Origin of the sequence: Hymenobacter caeli, from assembly GCF_013294115.1 — a bacterium.
Lineage (GTDB): Bacteria > Bacteroidota > Bacteroidia > Cytophagales > Hymenobacteraceae > Hymenobacter > Hymenobacter caeli.
Genome location: NZ_JABSNP010000008.1, coordinates 154817 through 174818, shown reverse-complemented (window position 1 = coordinate 174818; position 20002 = coordinate 154817). Strand labels below are relative to the sequence as shown.

16 protein-coding genes are annotated in these 20002 nt (G+C 64.6%); 9 read left to right on the top strand and 7 right to left on the bottom strand.

The window, feature by feature from the left end; genetic code table 11:
• The first annotated feature begins 15 nt into the window (after positions 1–15).
• Together dusB and HNP98_RS10555 are read left to right on the top strand one after the other, a co-directional pair.
• Positions 16–1008 carry a tRNA dihydrouridine synthase DusB gene (dusB, locus tag HNP98_RS10560; protein ID WP_173810036.1) on the top strand — a complete coding sequence of 331 codons (993 nt, stop codon included), beginning with the start codon at positions 16–18 and terminating at the stop codon, positions 1006–1008.
• Between the two features lie 170 nt (positions 1009–1178).
• Positions 1179–2387 (top strand): ATP-binding protein, encoded by a 1209-nt coding sequence (locus HNP98_RS10555; protein WP_173810035.1) that lies wholly within the window; start codon positions 1179–1181, stop codon positions 2385–2387.
• A 12-nt stretch (positions 2388–2399) separates the two neighbouring features.
• On the opposite strand, the gene HNP98_RS10550 is transcribed toward HNP98_RS10555, so the two are convergent.
• Positions 2400–3512 carry a lipocalin family protein gene (locus HNP98_RS10550; RefSeq protein ID WP_173810034.1) on the bottom strand — a complete coding sequence of 371 codons (1113 nt, stop codon included), beginning with the start codon at positions 3510–3512 and terminating at the stop codon, positions 2400–2402.
• 620 nt (positions 3513–4132) lie between these two features.
• Positions 4133–4822 (bottom strand): carboxypeptidase-like regulatory domain-containing protein, encoded by a 690-nt coding sequence (locus HNP98_RS10545; RefSeq protein ID WP_173810033.1) that lies wholly within the window; start codon positions 4820–4822, stop codon positions 4133–4135.
• A 173-nt stretch (positions 4823–4995) separates the two neighbouring features.
• Between HNP98_RS10545 and HNP98_RS10540 the strand changes: the two genes are divergently transcribed.
• The 3 genes from HNP98_RS10540 (at position 4996) to HNP98_RS10530 (ending at position 10533) form a co-directional block, all read left to right on the top strand.
• The gene (locus HNP98_RS10540) at positions 4996–6729 is read left to right on the top strand and encodes an amino acid permease (protein ID WP_173810032.1); all 1734 of its coding nucleotides are present in this window, start codon (positions 4996–4998) and stop codon (positions 6727–6729) included.
• A 230-nt stretch (positions 6730–6959) separates the two neighbouring features.
• Entirely contained in the window at positions 6960–8042 is a 1083-nt protein-coding gene (locus HNP98_RS10535; RefSeq protein ID WP_173810031.1) for a sensor histidine kinase, read from the top strand.
• A gap of 70 nt (positions 8043–8112) precedes the next feature.
• Positions 8113–10533 carry a glycoside hydrolase family 95 protein gene (locus HNP98_RS10530; protein ID WP_173810030.1) on the top strand — a complete coding sequence of 807 codons (2421 nt, stop codon included), beginning with the start codon at positions 8113–8115 and terminating at the stop codon, positions 10531–10533.
• A 22-nt stretch (positions 10534–10555) separates the two neighbouring features.
• Here HNP98_RS10530 and HNP98_RS10525 read toward each other — a convergent pair whose 3' ends face one another.
• Together HNP98_RS10525 and HNP98_RS10520 are read right to left on the bottom strand one after the other, a co-directional pair.
• The gene (locus HNP98_RS10525) at positions 10556–10954 is read right to left on the bottom strand and encodes a response regulator (RefSeq protein WP_173810029.1); all 399 of its coding nucleotides are present in this window, start codon (positions 10952–10954) and stop codon (positions 10556–10558) included.
• A gap of 13 nt (positions 10955–10967) precedes the next feature.
• Positions 10968–12392 (bottom strand): PAS domain-containing sensor histidine kinase, encoded by a 1425-nt coding sequence (locus tag HNP98_RS10520; protein WP_173810028.1) that lies wholly within the window; start codon positions 12390–12392, stop codon positions 10968–10970.
• A gap of 694 nt (positions 12393–13086) precedes the next feature.
• Here HNP98_RS10520 and HNP98_RS10515 point away from each other — a divergent pair.
• Both HNP98_RS10515 and HNP98_RS10510 read left to right on the top strand, forming a co-directional pair.
• Complete coding sequence (locus tag HNP98_RS10515) at positions 13087–14064, top strand: lipid A deacylase LpxR family protein (RefSeq protein WP_173810027.1); 978 nt, start codon at positions 13087–13089, stop codon at positions 14062–14064.
• Positions 14065–14390: 326 nt separating this feature from the next.
• Positions 14391–14768, top strand: coding sequence for a hypothetical protein (locus HNP98_RS10510; protein ID WP_173810026.1), 378 nt, complete (start codon positions 14391–14393; stop codon positions 14766–14768).
• Between the two features lie 18 nt (positions 14769–14786).
• Here the strand turns inward: HNP98_RS10510 and HNP98_RS10505 are convergent, their stop codons facing one another.
• Entirely contained in the window at positions 14787–15773 is a 987-nt protein-coding gene (locus HNP98_RS10505; RefSeq protein ID WP_173810025.1) for a DMT family transporter, read from the bottom strand.
• Positions 15774–15928: 155 nt separating this feature from the next.
• On the opposite strand from HNP98_RS10505, the gene hemA reads away from it, so the two are divergent.
• The gene (hemA, locus tag HNP98_RS10500; protein WP_173810024.1) at positions 15929–17206 is read left to right on the top strand and encodes a glutamyl-tRNA reductase; all 1278 of its coding nucleotides are present in this window, start codon (positions 15929–15931) and stop codon (positions 17204–17206) included.
• 92 nt (positions 17207–17298) lie between these two features.
• On the opposite strand, the gene HNP98_RS10495 is transcribed toward hemA, so the two are convergent.
• The gene (locus HNP98_RS10495) at positions 17299–17619 is read right to left on the bottom strand and encodes an ArsR/SmtB family transcription factor (RefSeq protein WP_068237743.1); all 321 of its coding nucleotides are present in this window, start codon (positions 17617–17619) and stop codon (positions 17299–17301) included.
• Positions 17620–17842: 223 nt separating this feature from the next.
• Here HNP98_RS10495 and HNP98_RS10490 point away from each other — a divergent pair, with 223 nt between their 5' ends.
• A complete protein-coding gene (locus HNP98_RS10490; protein WP_173810023.1) occupies positions 17843–18955 on the top strand; it encodes a mechanosensitive ion channel family protein in 1113 nt (370 codons plus the stop codon).
• Between the two features lie 89 nt (positions 18956–19044).
• On the opposite strand, the gene HNP98_RS10485 is transcribed toward HNP98_RS10490, so the two are convergent.
• Positions 19045–19914: a TerB family tellurite resistance protein gene (locus tag HNP98_RS10485; RefSeq protein WP_173810022.1), complete on the bottom strand. Its 870-nt coding sequence runs from the start codon at positions 19912–19914 to the stop codon at positions 19045–19047.
• Between the last annotated feature and the right edge of the window lie 88 nt (positions 19915–20002).

The following is a 20002-nucleotide window of genomic DNA, read 5'->3' as shown; positions in this document are numbered from 1 at the left end:
AAATCCGTTAAATCTGTGGTCAACATAGGTCCCAACATCCAGCTCCCCGACTTTCCGCTCTTGCTTGCCCCGATGGAGGACGTGAGCGACCCGCCCTTCCGCGCCGTGTGCAAGGCCAACGGGGCCGACCTGATGTACACCGAGTTCATCTCGTCGGAGGGCCTGATTCGGGCGGCGGCGAAGAGCCGGCAGAAGCTGGACGTGTTCGACTACGAGCGGCCCATCGGCATTCAGCTCTTCGGCTCCGACGTGGAAACGATGGGCGAGTGCGCGGCCATCAGCACCGAAGCCGGGCCCGACCTGATTGATATTAATTACGGCTGCCCGGTGAAGCAGGTGGCCTGCCGGGGCGCGGGCGCGGCCCTGCTGCGCGACGTGCCCAAGATGGTGGCCATGACGGCCGCCGTCATCCACAACACCCACCTGCCCGTGACCGTGAAAACCCGCCTGGGCTGGGACGAGGGCACCAAAAACGTGGAGGACGTGGCCGAGCGGTTGCAGGACATCGGCATTGCGGCCCTCACCGTGCACGGCCGCACGCGGGTGCAGCTGTACAAGGGCGAGGCCGACTGGCGGCTCATTGCCCGCATCAAGGACAACCCGCGCATCCACATCCCCATCTTCGGCAACGGCGACATCACCTCGCCCGAAAAGGCCCTGGAGTACAAAACCCGCTACGGCGTGGACGGCGTGATGGTGGGCCGCGCCAGCATCGGCTACCCCTGGATTTTCCGCGAAATCAAGCACTACGTGGCCACCGGCCAGCGGCTGGCCCCGCCCACCCTGGAAGAGCGGGTGGCCATGTGCCGGATGCACTTCGATAAAAGTGTGGAGTGGAAGGGGCCCCGGGCCGGCGTGTTCGAGATGCGCCGCCACTACGCCCACTACTTCCGGGGCCTGGACGGGGCCAAGGCTTGGCGCACCCGCCTCGTGGACGCCGAAACGCCCGAAGCGGTGCAGGAAATTATGGCCGAAATTGCCGCCAGCGAGGCCGTGCTGGTGGGGTAGGGGGCCGGGCTGCCGGCTTTTCGGCGGCTGCCCGGTAATCGCCAGGGCCCCAAGGGCAGTTGGGGCTTCGATAGCAGCCCGATGATTTTCCGCCGATTCAGCGATTAGCGGGCAGCCGGCGAAAAAGCCGGCAGCCCGCGCCGTTCTTCCCGCACCGTATTTTGCCCCGCATGATTCCGATTTACGACCAAAAGTCCCGCGGCAAAATTCTGGTGGCGGTGCTGGCCCTGCTCATCGGGGCCAGCACCGTGGTGTACACCAACATCCTGGTGCGGCAGGTGGCCCGGCGCGAGCAGGAGCAGATTGAGCTGTACGCCAAGGCCCAGCGCTTCATTGTGAACACGGAGGAAGAGAGCGGCCTTCTCTTCGTGCAGGCCCAGATTATCAACGTCAACAAGACCATTCCCGTCATCTTCACCAACGAGGCGGGCACGGTGGAGGGGTCGAAAAACGTGGACATGCCGCCCCACCTGCCCCTGGCCGACTCGGTGGCCCGCCTGCGCCACGAGCTGGCGCTGATGAAGGAGCGCCACCCGCCCATCGTGGTGGAGTACGCGGCCGGGGCCCGCACATACATCTACTACAACGACTCGCACCTGCTGGCCCAGCTGCGCACCTACCCGCTGGTGCAGCTGGGCGTGATTGGCTCGCTGGCGGTGATGGCCTACTTCTCGTTCAGCTACTCGCGCCGGGCCGAGCAAAACCGCGTGTGGGTGGGCCTGGCCAAGGAAACGGCCCACCAGCTGGGCACGCCCCTGAGCAGCCTGGTGGGCTGGCAGAGCTACTTGCGCGAGTCGGAGCGATTCGCCAACGAGCCCATCATCGAGGAGCTGGGCAAGGACATCCGGCGGCTGGAAATCATCACCGAGCGGTTTTCCAACATCGGCTCGGTGCCGGTGCTCAACGACGAAAACCTGCTGCAAGTGACCCGCAACGCCATTGCCTACCTCGAAAGCCGGGTGTCGCGCAAGGTGAAATTTGCCATCGAAAGCGACCTGCCGCTCGACACCCCCGCCCGCGTGAACGTGCCGCTCTTCGACTGGGTGGTGGAAAACATCTGCAAAAACGCCGTGGACGCCATGGAAGGCCGCGGCTCCATCACGCTGCACCTGCGCCGGGTGCGGGTGCGCCGCAGCTGGTACCGCCGCGCGGCGGCGTCGCGCCAGGTGGCCATCGACATCACCGATACGGGCAAGGGCATCGCCAAAAACAAGCTCCAGAGCGTGTTCCTGCCCGGTTTCACCACCAAGCGCCGCGGCTGGGGCCTGGGCCTGGCTCTGGCCAAGCGCATCATCGAAAACTACCACGAAGGCCAGCTTTTCGTGAAGTGGAGCGAGCTGGGCCGCGGCACCACCTTCCGCATCGTGCTCAACCAGTAGGGCCCGGAGCCGCTACCGGGCGGCCGCGCTGGCCCCGGGGCGGGCCTCCGCCCCGCTCCGGTTCGTGATTTCCACGTAGGCCTTGCCCGTGACGGGCTGGCCGCGGTGGGTGCCGGTGACGCGGCACATGCCCTCCCAGTAGTACATGGTGAAGGCGTGGAAGAAGCGCAGGCCCAGCTCCTGGTTGGGCACGAGGGGCTCCACGGTGAGGTCGTAGCCCTGGCCGGGCACCTGCACGCGCCACTTGGCGGGGTACTTCCTCTTCGACTTCGGGCTGGTCCAGTACGTGAGGGGCGTCAGCGTAAAGTCGGGGCCCGTGAGGTGCAGGTTCTGGCCGTCGGCCGGGCTGAAGGTGCCGTTGTTGAGGGTTTGGCCGGTTTCGGAGTTGCGCAGCGTGTTCAGCATCAACTCCTCGCGGGGCTGGTCGAGCTGGATGGCGAGCCAGTCCCAGCCCACGCCCTTGCTCACGATGCTGGTGCAGTTCCACTGCCGGTCGTACCACAGCTCGCCGGTTACCCGGTGGGTTTTGCCGGCCACCGTGACGGTGCCGGTGGTGGCCAGGCGCGGGTAGGAGTAGTAGCCGGCCGTGATGCCCTGGCCGTAGTTTTCGTAGCCCGTGCCGCTGTGCAGCACCACGCCCTTGGCGGGCGTAGTGGCCAAATCCAAGGCGTAGCCGGCGTTTTGCTTGCCGGTGAAGGCCGCTTGCAGGCGGTAGCTGCCTTCCTGGCCGTCGAATTTCCAGACCTCGCGGCCTTTGTGTTCGCGCAGGTGCACGGGCAGCGAGTCGGTGAGCAGGCGCGGCAGCTTGCCCAGCTTGTAGTCGTAGCGGAACTGCTGGCCCTGCGGGTCGGTCAGGGCCATGTTCACCAGCTGGTAGTCGTCCTTGCCGTCCTTCAGGTTGAAGTGGAAAAACACGTACTCCACTCCGAACTGCTCGCCGCTGGCCTGGTCGGTGAGGTGGCCGGTGAGGTACCACCACTCCAGGGAGTTTTTGGGGTGCGGAGCCTCCTCGTGGGGCAGCTCGGCGCGGGTGGCAGTGGGGTTGAAGCGCGTGGTGGGCGTGGGCTTGAACGTGGCGCAGGACGTAGCCAGCAGCAGGCCCAGGGCAAAAGGCAGAAATTTCATACCCCAGGAAAAGGCTTTTTGGGGCGGAAAAGTTTGCCTCTGCAACCAACAAGGGTATTAATGCCTTATGTATGAGCAATGCTCAGATTTGAAATACCATTACCGTGTTTTAGGGTAGATGCGCCTTTTTTCTAACCAAATGGCATATGGTTTTTTACGAGTAGCATCGATGAGTTTCTCTGCGCTAAAGAAGTAGTTGATATTTTTAGGAGTTGCGCTGCAAGACACTTGTAGAAGCAAAGTATCAGCCATCTCGGCAGAACAAATCCTGAACGAAAAGAAACCCTGCTGGTCAGTTAAGGCAGAGGCAACGCGCCGCGATGGGCCGTAGGCCGTGATTGAATGATGCAATACCCGAACCCGCGCATGGGGTTGACGGCGGCCTGTTCGGTTACGGACGATTCCGCTGATGAGTAAGCTATCCGTCCCAAAAGTAGGTGCCTGTGCTATCGCTGGAGCCCCCACGCCCTCCCGTAAACCCCACACTATCACGGCAGCTACCAACCAGGTCCGCCAGCGGCCGGGTCCCTTGGGCAGCACAGCGGCCCAGTTGGTGGGGTGGAGCCGCGGAAAGTTGATGCAAGTGGAGAGCATGATGAATAGGACTAACAATTACTGGTTTAGCCCCGGCGAAAGGGACGGGCGAGCCAGTTATAGAAGCGGCGCGGATGCCAGGGCCAGGGATTGGAAAGAGGTAGGATGAGCTCAGGTCCCCCCAGAAACGTAACGTTAAGGGCAAGCGCCACCTCAACAACTGGTACGCCAGTTTTCGCAGTAACCGCTACTTGCTGCGTTTCATAGCCAACAAAAGAAACAATCACGGCCAAGGAAGCAGATTCCGCATATTCTTCTGGCACAGTCAATTGAAAGGTACCGTCTGCTTTGGTTGAACACCAAATGTTTGTGCCTTTCAACGAAACGGTCGCGCCTGGCAGTCCCTCGTGGGTAGAGCCATCAGTTATTTTGCCTTCAACCAATACCTTCTTTTGCAGCTGGTTACTGTCGAACTGCGTCGCTGGGGCCCCAAGTGGCCGTAGCTCCGTGGTTACTTGCGCCTTGGCCGGGGCCCCCGCACCTTCCCGCAGGCCCCACACCGCCACGGCGGCCGCCAGCCAGACCCGCCAGCGGCTGGGGCCCTGGGCAACTAGCGGCAGCAGCGGCCGCGCTAGCTGCTCGGCGCGGAAGCGCCCGCAGGTGCCGCCGGCGGCCCGCGTCAGCGCCGCTAAAATCTCGGCGTCGGTTTTTTGGGTGAAGTCCACCACCGTTTTTTGGCAGGCGGCGCAGTGGCGGCCGGGGCCCTGGGGCGTCATGGCGGCCCAGCTTTGGGCGCAGGGCCGGGGGATGTGAACAGAGGTGGAGCGCGGGGCCATGGGAGGAAAGTTAGGGTGGTTTTGGCCTTGATGCCGCGCCGGGCCAAATTGCACACGGCCGGGCCGTAACTTGCCCGCTTACTACTTTGCTAGTCCAACTTTTTCCCGGCCGAATGCCTCCCGCCACCACTTCTCTCTTCCGCCGCAAAACCGTCGAATCCATCCTCCAAAACCCGCCGGCCGACCACGACGGCCCCGGCGGGGGCCTGGAGCGCCACCTCACCGTGCGCGACCTCACGGCCCTGGGCATCGCGGCCATCATCGGGGCGGGCATTTTCAGCACCATTGGCAAGGCCAGCCTCGACGGGGGCCCCGCGGTGTCGCTGCTGTTCGTGTTCACGGCGGTGGCCTGCGCGTTTTCGGCGCTGTGCTACGCCCAGTTCGCGGCCACCATCCCGGTCAGCGGCTCGGCCTACACCTACGCCTACGCCTCGTTTGGCGAGCTGGCGGCCTGGATTATCGGCTGGGCCCTGATTATGGAGTACGCGGTGGGCAACATCGTGGTGGCCATCTCCTGGTCCGACTATTTCACCGGGCTTCTGGACGGCATCGGGCTGCACATCCCGGCCTACCTCAGCACGGGGGCCCAGGGGGCCTACCAGGGCTACGAGGCCGTCGTCAAAATCAGGGAAGCCCACCAGCCGCTGGCCCAGGCCACGGCGGCCCAGCTCGAGGGCTACAAAATCTGGAACGCGGCCCCCGTGCTCTTCGGCGACTGGCACTTCGTGGCCGACCTGCCGGCCTTCGGCATCACGGTGCTCATCACCTGCCTCGTGTACGTGGGCATCAAGGAGAGCAAAAATGCTTCTAACATCCTGGTGGCGCTGAAGCTGGTGGTGGTGGCCGTGGTCATTGCCGTGGGGGCCTTCTATATCCAGCCGGTCAACTGGCACCCGTTTGCGCCCCACGGGGTGGGCGGCGTGCTCAAGGGCGTGTCGGCGGTGTTCTTCGCCTACATCGGCTTCGACGCCATTTCGACGACGGCCGAGGAGTGCAACAACCCGCAGCGCGACCTGCCCAAGGCCATGATGTACGCCCTCATCATCTGCACGGTGCTGTACGTGGTCATCACGCTGGTGCTCACCGGCATGGTGTCGTACAAGGAGCTGGGCGTGGGCGACCCGCTCTCGTTCGTGTTTGCCCGGGTGGGGCTGCCGCGCCTTTCGGGCCTGGTGGCGGTGAGCGCCGTGTTCGCCATGGCCTCGGTGCTGCTGGTGTTCCAGCTGGGGCAGCCGCGCATCTGGCTCACGATGGCCCGCGACGGCCTGCTGCCCCAGGTGTTCACCCGCATCCACCCGCGCTTCCACACGCCCTCGTTCGCCACCATCGTCACGGGCATTTTCGTGGGCGTGCCGGCCCTGGTGCTCAACATGGATTTGGTGGTGGACCTCACCAGCATCGGCACCCTGTTTGCCTTCGCGCTGGTCTGCGGCGGCATCCTCATCATCGACCCCTACGGCCGCTCCGAGGCCCGCTTCACGGTGCCGTACATCAACGGCAAGTGGCTGGTGATAACCGTCTTGGTCATCGGCGGGGCCCTGCTCTGGCGCTACAACCAGGCCGAGGTGCGCGCCTTCGCCCACCTGGCCAGCTTCGGCGACGGCTACGAGGGCTTCCGCCACCAGATTCCCATGCTCGTGTTCCTGCTGTTTTGCGGGGGCCTGGCGGTGGTGTCGTTCCAGAAAAGCCTCTCGCTGCTGCCCACCCTGGGCCTGCTCATCAACCTGTACCTGATGACGCAGCTCGGCATCAGCAACTGGGCGCTGTTCTTCGTGTGGCTGCTGATTGGGCTGGTGGTGTACTTCGGCTACGGCTACAAGCACTCGCGGCTGGGGCGGGCGGCGTAGCCCGCCTTGGGCGCAGCTAGCGGAGCGGGAAGTGGCGCGCGGGCGCTATTCGCCGACATTTTGGCCTTTAATTTGGGCCGCTTGGCAGGCGTTGCCGTCCGCCTTGCCGTGGCCGGGGCCCCTGTGTTTTTGGGGAAGTGGGTGCGCTTGGCTAACTTCGACTGGCAATCTTTACCGATTGGGAACCGCCGCAATGGACTTTCACCGTGCTTCCGGCCCCCGCACGCACCATGATAGACCAGACCGAAATACTGCACCACCTGGCCGAAGGCAACCCGCTCCTGTTTTTTGCCTACAGCGTCAGCGAAGCTAAGGTGCTGTACGTTAACGAGACGTATGAGCAGCTGTTTGCCCCGGCCCGCCGCGCTACCATCGACGCCGATTTGCCCGGCCTGCTGCACCGCATCCCGGGGGACGACCGCGCGTACGCCCTGGCCTGCCTGAAGCAGCTGGCGACGGGCGCCATGCACGACGACTTGTTGCTGCGGATGCAGCCCAGCCCGGACGCCTCCTCGCAATGGTTGCGCGTGCTGGCCCGCCGCACGGTGGCCAGCGACGGCCAGGTGCTGCTCTGCGGCACGGTGCAAGACGTGACGGTGGAGCAGGAGTACACGCGCAACGCCGATAAATTCATGGCCAAGAAGAACACCACGCTGGAAATTCTTTCCCACGACCTGGCCGGGCCCTTCAACATGATGGAGCAAATGGCCGGGTACTTCCAGGAGAAGACGGAGGCCCTGCGCGACCCGCAGCTCGAAAAGCTGGTGCGGGTGATGCGCGACACCTGCCGCGACAGCGTGAACCTTATCCGCGACTTTGTGGACGTCGAGTTTGCCGAATCGGCCAGCGTGCAACTCAAGCGCCGCCGCGTGAACCTGACCACCAGCCTGCGCCAGGTGATGGACACCTACCAGCAGGCCGAGCACCTGGTGGCCAAGCACTTCAGCTTCAGCAGCCCGCCCGACGTGTACGTGGAGCTGGACAACAACAAGTTTTTGCAGGTCGTCAACAACCTGGTGTCGAACGCCATCAAGTTCACCCGCGAGGACGGCCACATTGCCGTGGCCCTGGAGCAGCACCCCCGGCACGTGCTGGTGACCGTGGCCGACGACGGCGTGGGCATTCCCGAAAAGCTCCAGCCCGCGCTGTTCGACCGCTTCACCGAAGCCCGCCGGCCGGGCCTGCGCGGCGAGAAAACCACCGGCCTGGGCATGTCGATTATCCGCGCCCTGGTGCAGCTCCACCAGGGCACCATCCGGTTCGAGAGCCAGGAAAACGTCGGCACCACCTTCTACATCCAGCTGCCGCTGTAAAGCCCGTGCCACGCGTCGTTACTTAGGGCCTCCAATGGGTTTTGGGCCGACCTCACGCACCGCTGTTCTTATGCGCCAAGCGCAACAATTGCTCTTGGCCACCAGCCTTTTACTGGGGCCCCGGCCGGCGGCCCGCGCCCAGCAGCCCCCGAAGCTGTGGTACGCCGCCCCCGCCGCCACCTGGACGGAGGCCCTGCCGGTGGGCAACGGCCGGCTCGGGGCGATGGTGTTCGGGCGGCCGGGCGAGGAGCTGCTCTCGCTGAACGAGAGTAGCTTGTGGTCGGGCGGGCCGGCCAACCTCGACCCCAACCCCGCGGCGGCCAGCTACCTGCCGCAGGTGCGGGCGGCGCTTGCCAAAGAGGACTACCTAAAGGCCGAGGCGCTGTGCCACCAGATGCAGGGCCTGTACACGGAGGCCTACATGCCGCTCGGCGACGTGGCAATCAAGCAGGCCTTCGCCGGGGCCCCCACCGACTACTACCGCGACCTGGACCTAACCGATGCCACGGCCACCACCCGGTTCACGGCCGGCGGGGTGCAGTACAGCCGCGAAATCCTGGCCTCGGCCCCCGACCAGGTGATTGTGGTGCAGTTTAAAAGCAGCCGCAAGGGCGGGCTCACCTTCGACGTTTCGGCCACCAGCCAGCTGCACTTCGCCGTGGCCCCCGGCGGGGCCGGCGAGCTGGTGCTGCGCGGCCAGGCCCCCGCGCACACCGACCCCAGCTACGTGAGCTACAACGCCCAGCCGGTGGTGTACGCGGCCCCCGGCGGGTGCCGGGGCATGCGCTTCGAGCTGCGCCTGAAGGCCAAAAACCGGGGCGGCACCGTGGCCGCCGACGCCGCCGGCCTGCACGTGCGCCGCGCCACCGAAGTGCTGCTCTACCTCTCGGCCGCCACCAGCTTCAACGGGTACGACAAGTGCCCCGACCGCGACGGTAAAGACGAGGACCGGCTGGCGGCCAGTTACCTGACCCCGGCGTTTGCCCGGTCGTTCAGAGCCCTGCGCCAGCGCCATGTGCAGGACTACCAGCACTACTTCAACCGCGTGGGCCTGGACCTGGGCCCCGACCCGGCGGGGGCCCCGCTGCCCACCCTAGAGCGCCTGAAGCACTACGCCGACGGGGCCCCCGACCCGGCCCTGGAGGCCATGTACTACCAGTACGGGCGCTATTTATTGATTTCCTGCTCGCGGCCGGGCGGGCAGGCGGCCAACCTCCAGGGCATCTGGAACAACAGCGTGCGGCCCCCGTGGAGCAGCAACTACACCACCAACATCAACGCGGAGATGAACTACTGGCCGGCCGAAACCGCCAACCTCTCCGAACTGCACGAGCCGCTGCTGGCCCTCATCCAGGCGCTGGCCGTGACCGGCCGCGCCACGGCCCACAACTTCTACGGGGCCCGGGGCTGGGCCGTGCACCACAACTCCGACCTCTGGGCCACGAGCAACCCGGTGGGCGACCTCGGCAAAGGAGCCCCCACCTGGGCCAACTGGAACATGGGGGCCCCCTGGCTGAGCCAGCACTTGTGGGAGCACTACCGCTTCACGAACGACGCCAACTACCTGCGCACCACGGCCTACCCGCTGATGAAGGACGCCGCCGTGTTCTGCCTCGATTACCTGGTGCCCGACAAAGACGGCCTGCTGGTGACCATGCCCTCGTCGTCGCCCGAAAACGTGTTCATCACCGAAAAGGGCGAAAAAGGCAGCATCTCGGTGGCCTCCACGATGGACATGTCCATCATCCGCGACTTGTTCACGAACACCATCGAGGCGTCTGAGGTGCTGGGCGTGGACGCCGATTTCCGGCAGCTGCTGGTGGCCAAGCAGGCCCAGCTGTTCCCGTTCCACATCGGCAAAAAAGGCAACCTCCAGGAGTGGTACAAGGACTGGGACGACGCCGAGCCCCACCACCGGCACGTATCGCACCTGTTCGGGCTCTACCCGGGCCGGCAGATTTCGCCGCTCGGCACGCCCGCGCTGGCCGCCGCCGCCCGCCGCACCCTCGAGCTGCGCGGCGACGACGGCACCGGCTGGAGCCTGGCCTGGAAAATCAGCTTCTGGGCCCGCCTGCGCGACGGCGACCACGCCCACCAGCTGCTGCGCAACCTGCTGCACCTCACCGGCCTGCAAGCCACGCAGTACAACACCGGCGGCGGCACCTACCCCAACCTGTTCTGCGCCCACCCGCCGTTCCAGATCGACGGCAACTTCGGCGGCACCGCCGGCATCGGCGAGCTGCTGCTCCAAAGCCAGGACGGGGCCCTCGACCTGCTGCCCGCCCTGCCCGCCGCCTGGCCCACCGGCCGCGTGGCCGGCCTGCGGGCCCGCGGGGGCTTCGAGGTGGACCTGGCCTGGCAGAACGGCAAGCTGCTGGCCGCCACCATCCGCAGCACCACCGGCACCGCCGCCAAGGTGCGCTACGGCGGCAAAACCATTGCCGTGCGGCTCCGGCCCGGCCAGGCCCGGCAGCTGGGCCCCGGCCTGTAGCCCGCCGGGGCCCCGCGGCCCGTCATGAGCCGCTGGTGGCCATCACCTGGGCCCGTATGGCCTGGATTTGCCCGCTGTCCAACGGCTTGTGGATGAGGCCCTCGACCAGGGGAAACTCTTGGGTGCGGTCCGAATCGGTGTGGGCCAGCGAAGAGGTGAGGATGTAGATGTGGCAGCGCCCGGCCAACTGGTCCTGCTGTGGTTGCAGGGCTTCCAAAAAGTCCCAGCCGCTCATCACGGGCATGTTCAGGTCGAGGAAGATGACCCGGGGCAGCTCCTCGGGCCGCGCCCGTTGCAGGAAGGCGAGGGCCTCGGTGGCCGAGTGGTAAGAAATAATGTTTTCAGCAAAGCCTTCGCGTTTCAGCAGGCGCTCGGTGAGAAACACGCCGATGGAGTCGTCGTCGATGAGCAAGGTATCCATAGCCATTGCGAGGTTAGGGGAAGTACAGAACGAATTGGGTGCCCTCGTTGAGGGCGCTTTGCACCTCGACGCGGCCGCCCATGGCCTCCACGTGGGCCTTCACCAGGTACAGGCCCATGCCGCGGCCGGCCGGGCCGCTGTGGAACCGCTTGTAGAGCCGGAACACGTCGGCCCCGGCCTTTTCCAGGTCGAAGCCCGAGCCGTTGTCGGCGAAGGCCACCCGCACCCCCCCGTCGGGCCGGGCGGTGGCCGCGATGCCCACGCGCAGGGCCCGTGCGGGGGCGCGGTACTTCACGGCGTTCGAGAGCAGGTTGAAGAAGATGCTGTGCAGGTAGGCCCGGTGGCCCAGCACGTGCAGGCCGGCCGGCACGTCGAGCACCACGTCGCCGCCGCACTGCGCCAGGGGCTCGGCCAGGCTCAGGCAGGCCTGCTCCACCGCGGCGGCCAGCAGCACGGGCTCGGCCGCGGCCACGCCCTGCTTGTCGCGGATGGAAAGGATCGTGTTCATGTCGCGCAGCACGGCGTCGAGCTGCTGGGTGCTGGCCTGCAAGTGTTTCAGGGTCAATTCATAATCTGCCGAATGCTTGTCGAGCGAGCCGAGCAGGTCGGCCAGGCCCAGGGCGTTGGCGAGCGGGGCCCGCAGGTTGTGCGACACGATGTAGGTGAACTGCTGCAAGTCGCTGTGCTGCCGGTACAACTCCTGCTGCGACTGCACCTTCTCCGTGACGTCGGCGAAATACACCGACAGCCCTTCCTGCGAGGGAAACGCCTTCACGTCCAGCCACCGCTGCCCTTTGGCAAAAAAGGCCTCGAAATGCACGGCCTGGTCCGTTTCAAACGCGTGTTGGTACTGCCTGTGGAACGCCCCGTGCTTTTCTTCGGGAAAAACCTCCCACATGTCCCGCCCGATGACGTGCTCCCGCTGCACGTTCAGCAGGCGCTCCATTTCGCTGTTGACGTAGGTGAAGCGCCACTCCCGGTCCATGAGGAAAAAGGCGTCCGTGATGCTCTCGAAAATGGTGTTGAGCTTGTGGGCTTGGTCGCGAATGGTTTGGTGCGAGGCAAACTGTTCCGTCACGTCGCTGGCCACCACGTGCACGCCGGCCACGGTGCCCTGCACCATCAGCGGTATCTTGGTAACGCTCAGCATCGTGGGGGCCTCGCCGGCAAACGGCACGGCCACGTCGAACTGCACCATGTGGCCCCGGCACGCCTCGCGCAGCTTCTCGTTGAATAGGGCGTGCAGCGCCGGGGGCAGGAAGTCGGTGAGGGGGCGGCCCAGCACGTCGGCCCGGTCCTCGCCCATGAAAGCGAGAAACGCCGGGTTGGCGTCCAGAATGAGCCCGGCCGCGTCCTGGAACAGCACCAGGTCGGGGTTATGGTCGAACAGCGAACGAAACCGTTGCTCGCTTTCTACTACGGGTAGCACGTTGTTCATGGGGCAGAGTACCGGCGCGGTGGAGCCCCGCGTTTCATGGTAACGGAATATTACCAGTCATTACGTAAACAACCAAAAATAAGGTGGTCCGTATTTCGCAAAAATAAATTATTTATCAGGCATCAAGCATTTTATTTCTTGTGCAAATAGCTGTATGTCAATTAGTATTGCTACGTACAGAAAATGATAATTCGTGGTATTCGGAATGGCCAAGCGACGAGGCTATAACGAGGGCTCCAGGCCGAACAATTACCATACTTGGCATAGATAAATACAATTTATTCTTATGATTTTACCAGCCGACAAATCCTTTTTAACGCCTTTCGTTGGCGTGGCCCCGTTCCGGCCCCCGCGGCCCACGTTTTTCGGCCGCGGGGGCCGGGACGGGGCCACGCGGACCGGCCCCAATCCTGGAGCCGGAAGAAACCGGCTCCAGGGTGCGTGGCTTTGCCGGTTGGCCCGGCCACAGGGCCCCGGTGCGGCACCTGCGCGCGGCCCCCTGTTTGCCGCCCGAAGCCGAACCCGGGCACGCCGGGCAGGCCAGCGGCCGGGTTGCCCCGGCCGCTGGCCTGCCTGACCGGCAACGCTCGCGCCGCTTACCGGCCCGGTTTCAAGTGTGGCCCCACGCGCCCGAATAGCGCCGGGCCTGGGCGGCCATCCGGGGGCCGGCCGGCTTCGTAAGGCTCTGCTACCCATGCGCCCACCCTACCTCCTGCTCCCGGTGTTGCTGAGTTTCGGTAGCCGCGCCGCGCCGGTGCCGGCCGATACCCTGCGCCCCGTTAGCCCCGACCGGCTGCTGAGCTACACCTACGCCAACGACCTGTTTTTCCGCACCGACTACTACTTCACGCAGGGCATGACCTTGGCGCTGGTGCACCCGGCGCTGGCCCGCCTGCCCACCCGGCACCTGCTGCCCGGGGGCCCCCGGGGCAGCACCCAGTACCACGGCCTCGGGCTGCGCTACGACGGCTTCACGCCCCTGAGCATCGCGGACCCGGCCGTGCGCGTCGGGGACCGGCCGTACGCGGCGTACCTCTACGCTTCCTTCTTTCGCGTCGGCAACCGGTCCGCCCGCTACCAGCGGCTCACCACGGCCCTGGACGTCGGCTTCATCGGCCCGGCCGCCGGGGGCAAGCAGGTGCAAACCGCCCTTCACCGCCTCACCGGCGGCGAGGAGCCGCGCGGCTGGGACCACCAAATCCGCAACGCGCCCGTGCTGGGCTACTGCGCAGCGTACGAAAAGCAGCTGCTGGCCGTCCCCGGCCGCGCCGAGCTGCTGGGCACGGCCGAAGCCTCGGTGGGCACGCTCTACACCTACGCCGGCACTGGCGTCCGGCTCCGCGTCGGCCAGCTCAACCCGTATTTTGCCAACCTGGGCGGAGCCGCGCCCGGCCCGCACGCGGGCTTGCACCGCTGGCAATGCTACGGCCAGGCCGCGCTGAACGGCCGACTCGTGGGCTACGACGCCACGCTGCAAGGCGGTCTTTTCAACCGCAGCCCCTACACGCTGGCGGCCGCCGACGTGCGCCGGGCGGTGTTGCGCGGCACCTGGGGCCTGGCGCTGGCGCACGACGGCTTCAGCTTCGCCGCCGCCGCCACCTGGGTATCGCCGGAGTTTGCGGGCGGCCGCACCCACCGCTGGGGCCAGCTGGGGCTCACCCAGTCTTTTTAATGTTTGCGGGCCCCGGCCGCTGGCCCCGTGCGGGCCTCCAAAGCGTGCACGGAGCCAGCGGAAGCGACGGATCAAGCAATGCCGGTTTTCTGCGCAGCCAGCATGTCACGGCGTATATCTTTGCTTTTAAACCCATGAATACTATCGTATCAACGGTCAATTTTTTACGTTTTATTTCCTTTCAAATGTTAACACAACTACGCATTTGGCTCATTATTATAATTTTAGGGACGTATTCGTTGGCGGGACGAGGGCAAACAGTGCCTACTGGTTCTTCGCCTTCACCGGTAGCCGCCGGTCCCGTTGCCCCCGATCCTGCCGCGTTGTTGCCTCCGGCGCAAGTACCGGGCAACTACAAAACGTACCTGTACCAGCGCTACGCTGCCAGCAAGGAAGCCACCGCCACCATTCACTTGTTTGCCCGCAAGCAGACCGGCGGGGCTTTGTGGCTGGCCACGGGTGCCGCGGCCATTGCGTTTGTCGCCAGCCAAACGGGCACCACCACCAACGGCTCGGGCACGACCACGGTGAACGTTTCCCTCCTGGGGTACGGCATTTTGTTGGGGCTGTTCGGCGGGGTTGGGGTCGGTAAGCTGGCCCGTTTCACCAATGGAAAGCTGTACCAGGCCTTGCTAATGTACGACCAGCAAAAGGTGCTCCCGAACTACATCACGTCCCGGTTAAAATACCGCGACGTCCACTAGGTCCTTTTCACCGCGCTGTCACCGCGCCCGGTGAATGATGAGCACGCCGGCCAGGATAACGACCATGCCCAGCAGGTGCCACAGGTTAAAGGCTTCGCCGTCGAGGGCCCCCCAGGCCAGGGCCACGATGGGAATGAGGTAGGTGCTGGACGAGGCAAACAGCGCCGTAGACTGCTGGATAAGCTTGTTGAACAGTACCATGGCCACGGCCGTGCTCAGGGTGGCCAGCAGCGCGACGTAGCCAAACGCTGCCCACGCCCCCGGCACCGCCGCCAGCTTGTGCAGGAAGGCCGTGCCCAGCAGCAGGTAGGCCAGCGCCGGGCCCCCAATCAGCAGCAGCAGCACCGCCGTCACGGCCATCGGCTTCATGCCGCCTAGTTTATATTTTATCACGTTTACGCTCAAGCCGTAGCCCAGCGTGGCGGCCACGATGTAGCCGCCGTACCAAGCGTTGCCGGCAGCGACGAGCGCGGCGTCGCCGCTGCCGCCGAGCCGCAGCATCACCACCGTGCCCGCCAGGCCCAGCCCGATGCCCAGCACCCGCGGGCCCGTGAGGCGCTGCCCGAACAGTAGGGCCCCCAACAGCAGCGTGAACATCACCGTGAGGGCGTTGAGCACCCCGGCCAGCCCCGAGGCCAGCCGGGTTTCGGCGTAGGCAAACAAGAAGGCCGGAATCAGGGTGCCCACTACTCCGCTCAGCGCCAGCCACTTGAAGCGGCTGCGCTCGACCCCGCCCACGTGGCGCAGGGCAAACGGTAGCAGCAGCAGCGCCGCCACGCTCACGCGGCAGGCCCCCAGCTCCAGCGCCGAAAACACCACTAGCCCCTTCTTCATCAGGATGAACGACGTGCCCCAGATACCGGCCAGCACCAGCAGCAGGGCCCAGGCGGCGGCTAGCGGGGGGGCTGGGGCGGGCGGGGCGGGGGCCGCTGCGGGGGCAGCGGACCCCGCAGCGGAGGCAAGCAGGTCCGGGTTGGCCGGCAGGGGCAGGGTGGGCGAGGGCATGCCGCAAAAGTACAACTTCCGTTCAACCAGAATTTAGCGCGGTTCGTCCCGTAAATATTCTCATTGCCGGGTCCGAACCCCTTACGCGGTTTGGCTGTTTCAATCTTTGACAATCCAGCCCTAATTTTGTGAACCGGTTCAACCCCGGCTTCTTTATGTCTCACCCGTTCAAGGCCGTCAGTCTCTCCTTCAAAAAAGCACCCCTCGCCATCCGCGAGCTGCTGGCCTTGGACGAGGCCGCGTGCCGCCGCTTTCTGAACACGCTGCGCCACGAGTTGGGCTTGGCCGACCTGCTCGTGCTCAGCACCTGCAACCGCACCGAGGTGTATTACGCGGCCGACGACGACCGCAGCCGCGACATCATCCTCGCCCTGGGGGCCCTCAAGGGCCGCCCCGACGTGGGCAGCTTCCTGCCGTACTTCGATCTGCTGACTTCGGCCGACGACGCCGTGCAGCACTTGTTTGAAGTAGCCATGGGCCTCGACGCCCAGGTAGTGGGCGACCTGCAAATCAGCAACCAAGTGAAAATGGCTTACCAGTGGGCCGCCGACGCCGACGCTGCGGGGCCTTTCCTGCACCGGCTGCTGCACACCATCTTCTTCACCAACAAGCGCGTTCAAACCGAAACCAGCTTCCGCGATGGCGCCGCTTCGATGAGTTACGCCACCGTGGAGCTGGCCGAAGAGCTGACAGCCGACGTGGCCAGCCCCCGCGTGCTGGTGGTGGGCCTGGGCGAGATTGGGGCCGATGTGTGCCGCCACTTAGCCAACAGCAAAGCCTTCGCCAGCGTTACGCTCTGCAACCGTACCCGCTCCAAGGCCGATGCCCTGGCCAGCGAGTGCCCCGGGCTGCACGTCGTGGATTTTGAGGCCATCGTGCCCGCCCTGCGCGAGGCCGACGTCATCATCTCGTCCATCAACTGCGCCGAGCCCTTCTTCACCCCCGAGCTGGTGCGCCACCTCGACGTGTTGAGCTACAAGTTTTTCCTCGACCTGAGCGTGCCCCGCAGCATTGCCCCCGACGTGGAGCTGGTGCCCGGCGTGCTGGTGTACAACGTCGACGCCATCCAGAGCAAGGCCTCGGCGGCCCTGGAGATGCGCCTAGCGGCCGTGCCCAAGGTGCGGGCCATCATCGCCGAGAGCCTCGTCGGCCTGCACGACTGGGCCAAGGAAATGATGGTGTCGCCCATTATTCAGAAAGTGAAAGCCACCCTCGAGCAGCTGCGCCTCGAAGAGCTGGACCGCTTCCAGAAAAAAGCTACCCCCGCCGAAACCAAGCTGCTTGACGAGGTGACCCGCTCGCTGATGCAGCGAGTGCTCAAGCAGCAGGTGCTGCACCTCAAGGCCGCTTGCAAACGCGACGAAACCGAGGCCGGCCAGCTCGTGGACTTGCTCAGCGACCTGTTTGATTTGGAGCGCCAGCCGACGGCGTAAAACCGGTATACAAAAAAGTAGTTGTAAAATATAAAAACGCAAAAAGGCCGCCCAACCGGGCGGCCTTTTTGCGTGGGAAAGGATCGAACCTTCTAAACTTTGCCGGAGTAATCCTCCAGGGTGTCGATGACTTTGAGCAGCTGCGGCACAGCCAGCGAATAATAAATCTTAGTGCCAACCTTGGTCGACTTCAACACGCCCCGATCCTTGAGGGTGATGAGGTGTTGCGAGGCAATGGCCTGCGGTAAATCAAGGGCTTGATATATGTCAGTGACAGACAACTGGTTGTCTTTGCCTTTGCCCTTGCCGAGCAGGTCGACAATGGCGAGACGTTTCGGATGAGAGAGAACTTTGAGCATTGCAGCCGCACGGTCCAACTGTTGCGCCTCAACGCGCGAAAGGAGTGGTTTCATGAAGAATTAATAAAGAGGAATTTCCCTGAATGATTTCCCAAAATCTAGAATACAGCTTATACAATATCTTTCCCCAATTGGTTCGAGTAAGGGAGGGTATAAAATTCGGGCCTGGTAATATTCCAACGTAAAATTGGAGCCATACTGGACTGAAAATTGAAGACGACGGGCCCATCGCGCCGGCATCAACACTGCTTGCTTGGTGGGCTCGCCAACAAATAATATGAATGAACCTCCCTTTCTGCACCGCGAACTGCTGGGCAACGAACTGCTCGACTACGTATGGGCCCTGCTGGTGTTAGCCGTCGGCGCGGGCCTTAACCGCGTGCTTTCGCGCTTGGTTAGCAGCGGATTTTTTCGGCTTACCAAGCGCTACACGGCCGGCGTGAGCGAAAAGGAGCTGCACGACTTGCTCATCCGACCCCTGGGCGCGCTGCTGCTGCTCATCACGGTGTTCGTGGCCTTCAACCTGCTGCGTTACCCGCTGCCGCTGGTGCCCAAGCCGGGCACCGAGCCCTGGCCCAAGACGGCGCTGCTAGACCTTTTTCATTTGGGCGTGATTGGTGCCGTGGTGTGGGTCATTCTGCGCCTCATCGATTTCGCGCTGCTGGTGGTGCAGCGCCGCGCGGCCCTCAACGCCGCGGCCGCGGCCGACCGCCTCGACAGCCAGTTTCTGCCCTTCGCCAAAGATTTGCTGAAGGTGTTCGTGGTCGTCATTGGCCTGCTGGTGGTGATGGGCAAAGTATTCGGGGTGGACGTGACGGCCCTTATCGGGGGCCTGGGCATCGGGGGGCTGGCCATCGCCTTCGCCGCTAAGGAAAGCCTCGAAAACCTGCTGGCCTCGTTCACGATTTTCCTCGACCAGCCCTTCGGTGTGGGCGACCTCGTGACGGCCGGGGCCGTAAGCGGCACGGTGGAAAAAATTGGGTTCCGCAGCACCCGCCTGCGCACGGCCGAGAAAAGCTACCTCACCGTGCCCAACAAAAGCATGATCGATAAGCCCCTCGATAACCTAAGCCTGCGCACGGCCCGGCGCGTGGGTTTCACGCTCACCTTCGACCAGCGCACCACCAGCGCCCAGCTCCACGCCATCATCGCCGGGGCGGTGGCCGCCATGCAAGCGCACCCACTCGTGACGCAGGACGTGCAGATGAAATTCAACGCCCTCACCACCAACGGCAGAGAAGTAACGGTGCAGTACTTCGTTGAAACCAGCAGCTACGACGAGTACCTTGACACCAAGGAGGCCCTGAATTACAGCATCGTGGAAGTGGTGGAGAAAGAAGGCGGCCTGCTGGCCAACAATACCCCCGCTGCGGCCGTGGCCAGCGCCTAAGGCCCTCGGGCCTGCCCCGGTCAGCACCCAAAAAAAGCGGCTCCAGATGGAGCCGCTTTTTTTGGGTGCTGTAGTTTCGTTGCTGGCCGCTAGCGGTTGCCACCGAAGATGCCGCCCAGCAGGCTGCCCATGCCGCCGCTGAGCAGGCCGCCCAGGCCGCTGCCGCCCGCGCTGGCCGGCTGCGAGTTGGGCTGGCCGCCCAGTCCCCCCAGCACGGACATAATCGAGCCCAGGCCCCCGCTGCCGATGGCCGAGCCTTGGCTGTTGCCCTGGCCGCCGCCCATCACGCTGCCCAGCAGGCCCCCGAGCATGCCGCCCATACCGCCTTGGGTGGCACCGCCGAGCAGGCCGCCCATGCTACCGCCCAACAGCCCGCCCAAGCCGCCGCTCGAACTATTCGATTGGTTGTTACCGCCGCCGCTTATGCGCGAGAGCACCATGGGGGCCACCACGCCTAATAAGCCGCCCATCAGGGCTCCTTTGGGGATGCCCGCGCCGGAGAGCGTGTCGCCGATGCGGTCGAAGAAGCCTTCTTTGGCCGGGTCCTGGGGGTCGTGGGGCACGTTGGCGGCTTGGTCCACCACCTTTTCCAAGGTTTGTTTCTGGTCGGTGTTGATGCCCAGGTAGGCGGCCATTTTGCCCACCATCGCCTCTTCGTCGTTGGAGTAGGCCCCGTCGGCGCGGGAGAAGCTGATGAGGTCGGTGATGAGGGAAAAGCGCAGGTCGCTGTTCTTCAACACGTCCAGGTTTTGCTGGATGGTTTGGTTATTAGAGTCTTGGGCGGCGGCCAGCACCTGTTGCGTGCTGTCGTCCGACAGCCCCGCTTGCTGGGCCAGGCCCTGCAAAAACTGGGTTTCGTTGCCCGACGCCTGTCGGTCAGCGGTGGCCAAGCTAGCGACGGCGCTGAGGTAAGCCGTTTTTTCGGCTTCTGAATAGTTCTTTAAGAGTTGCGCGTCCATGGTGGGGAAGAAGGGTGAGAAAGGGCACAGTTGCCGGGTGTTTAACGGAAGTCAGGCCATTACGTTCCAGCCGTTCCGCGGAGCGTTT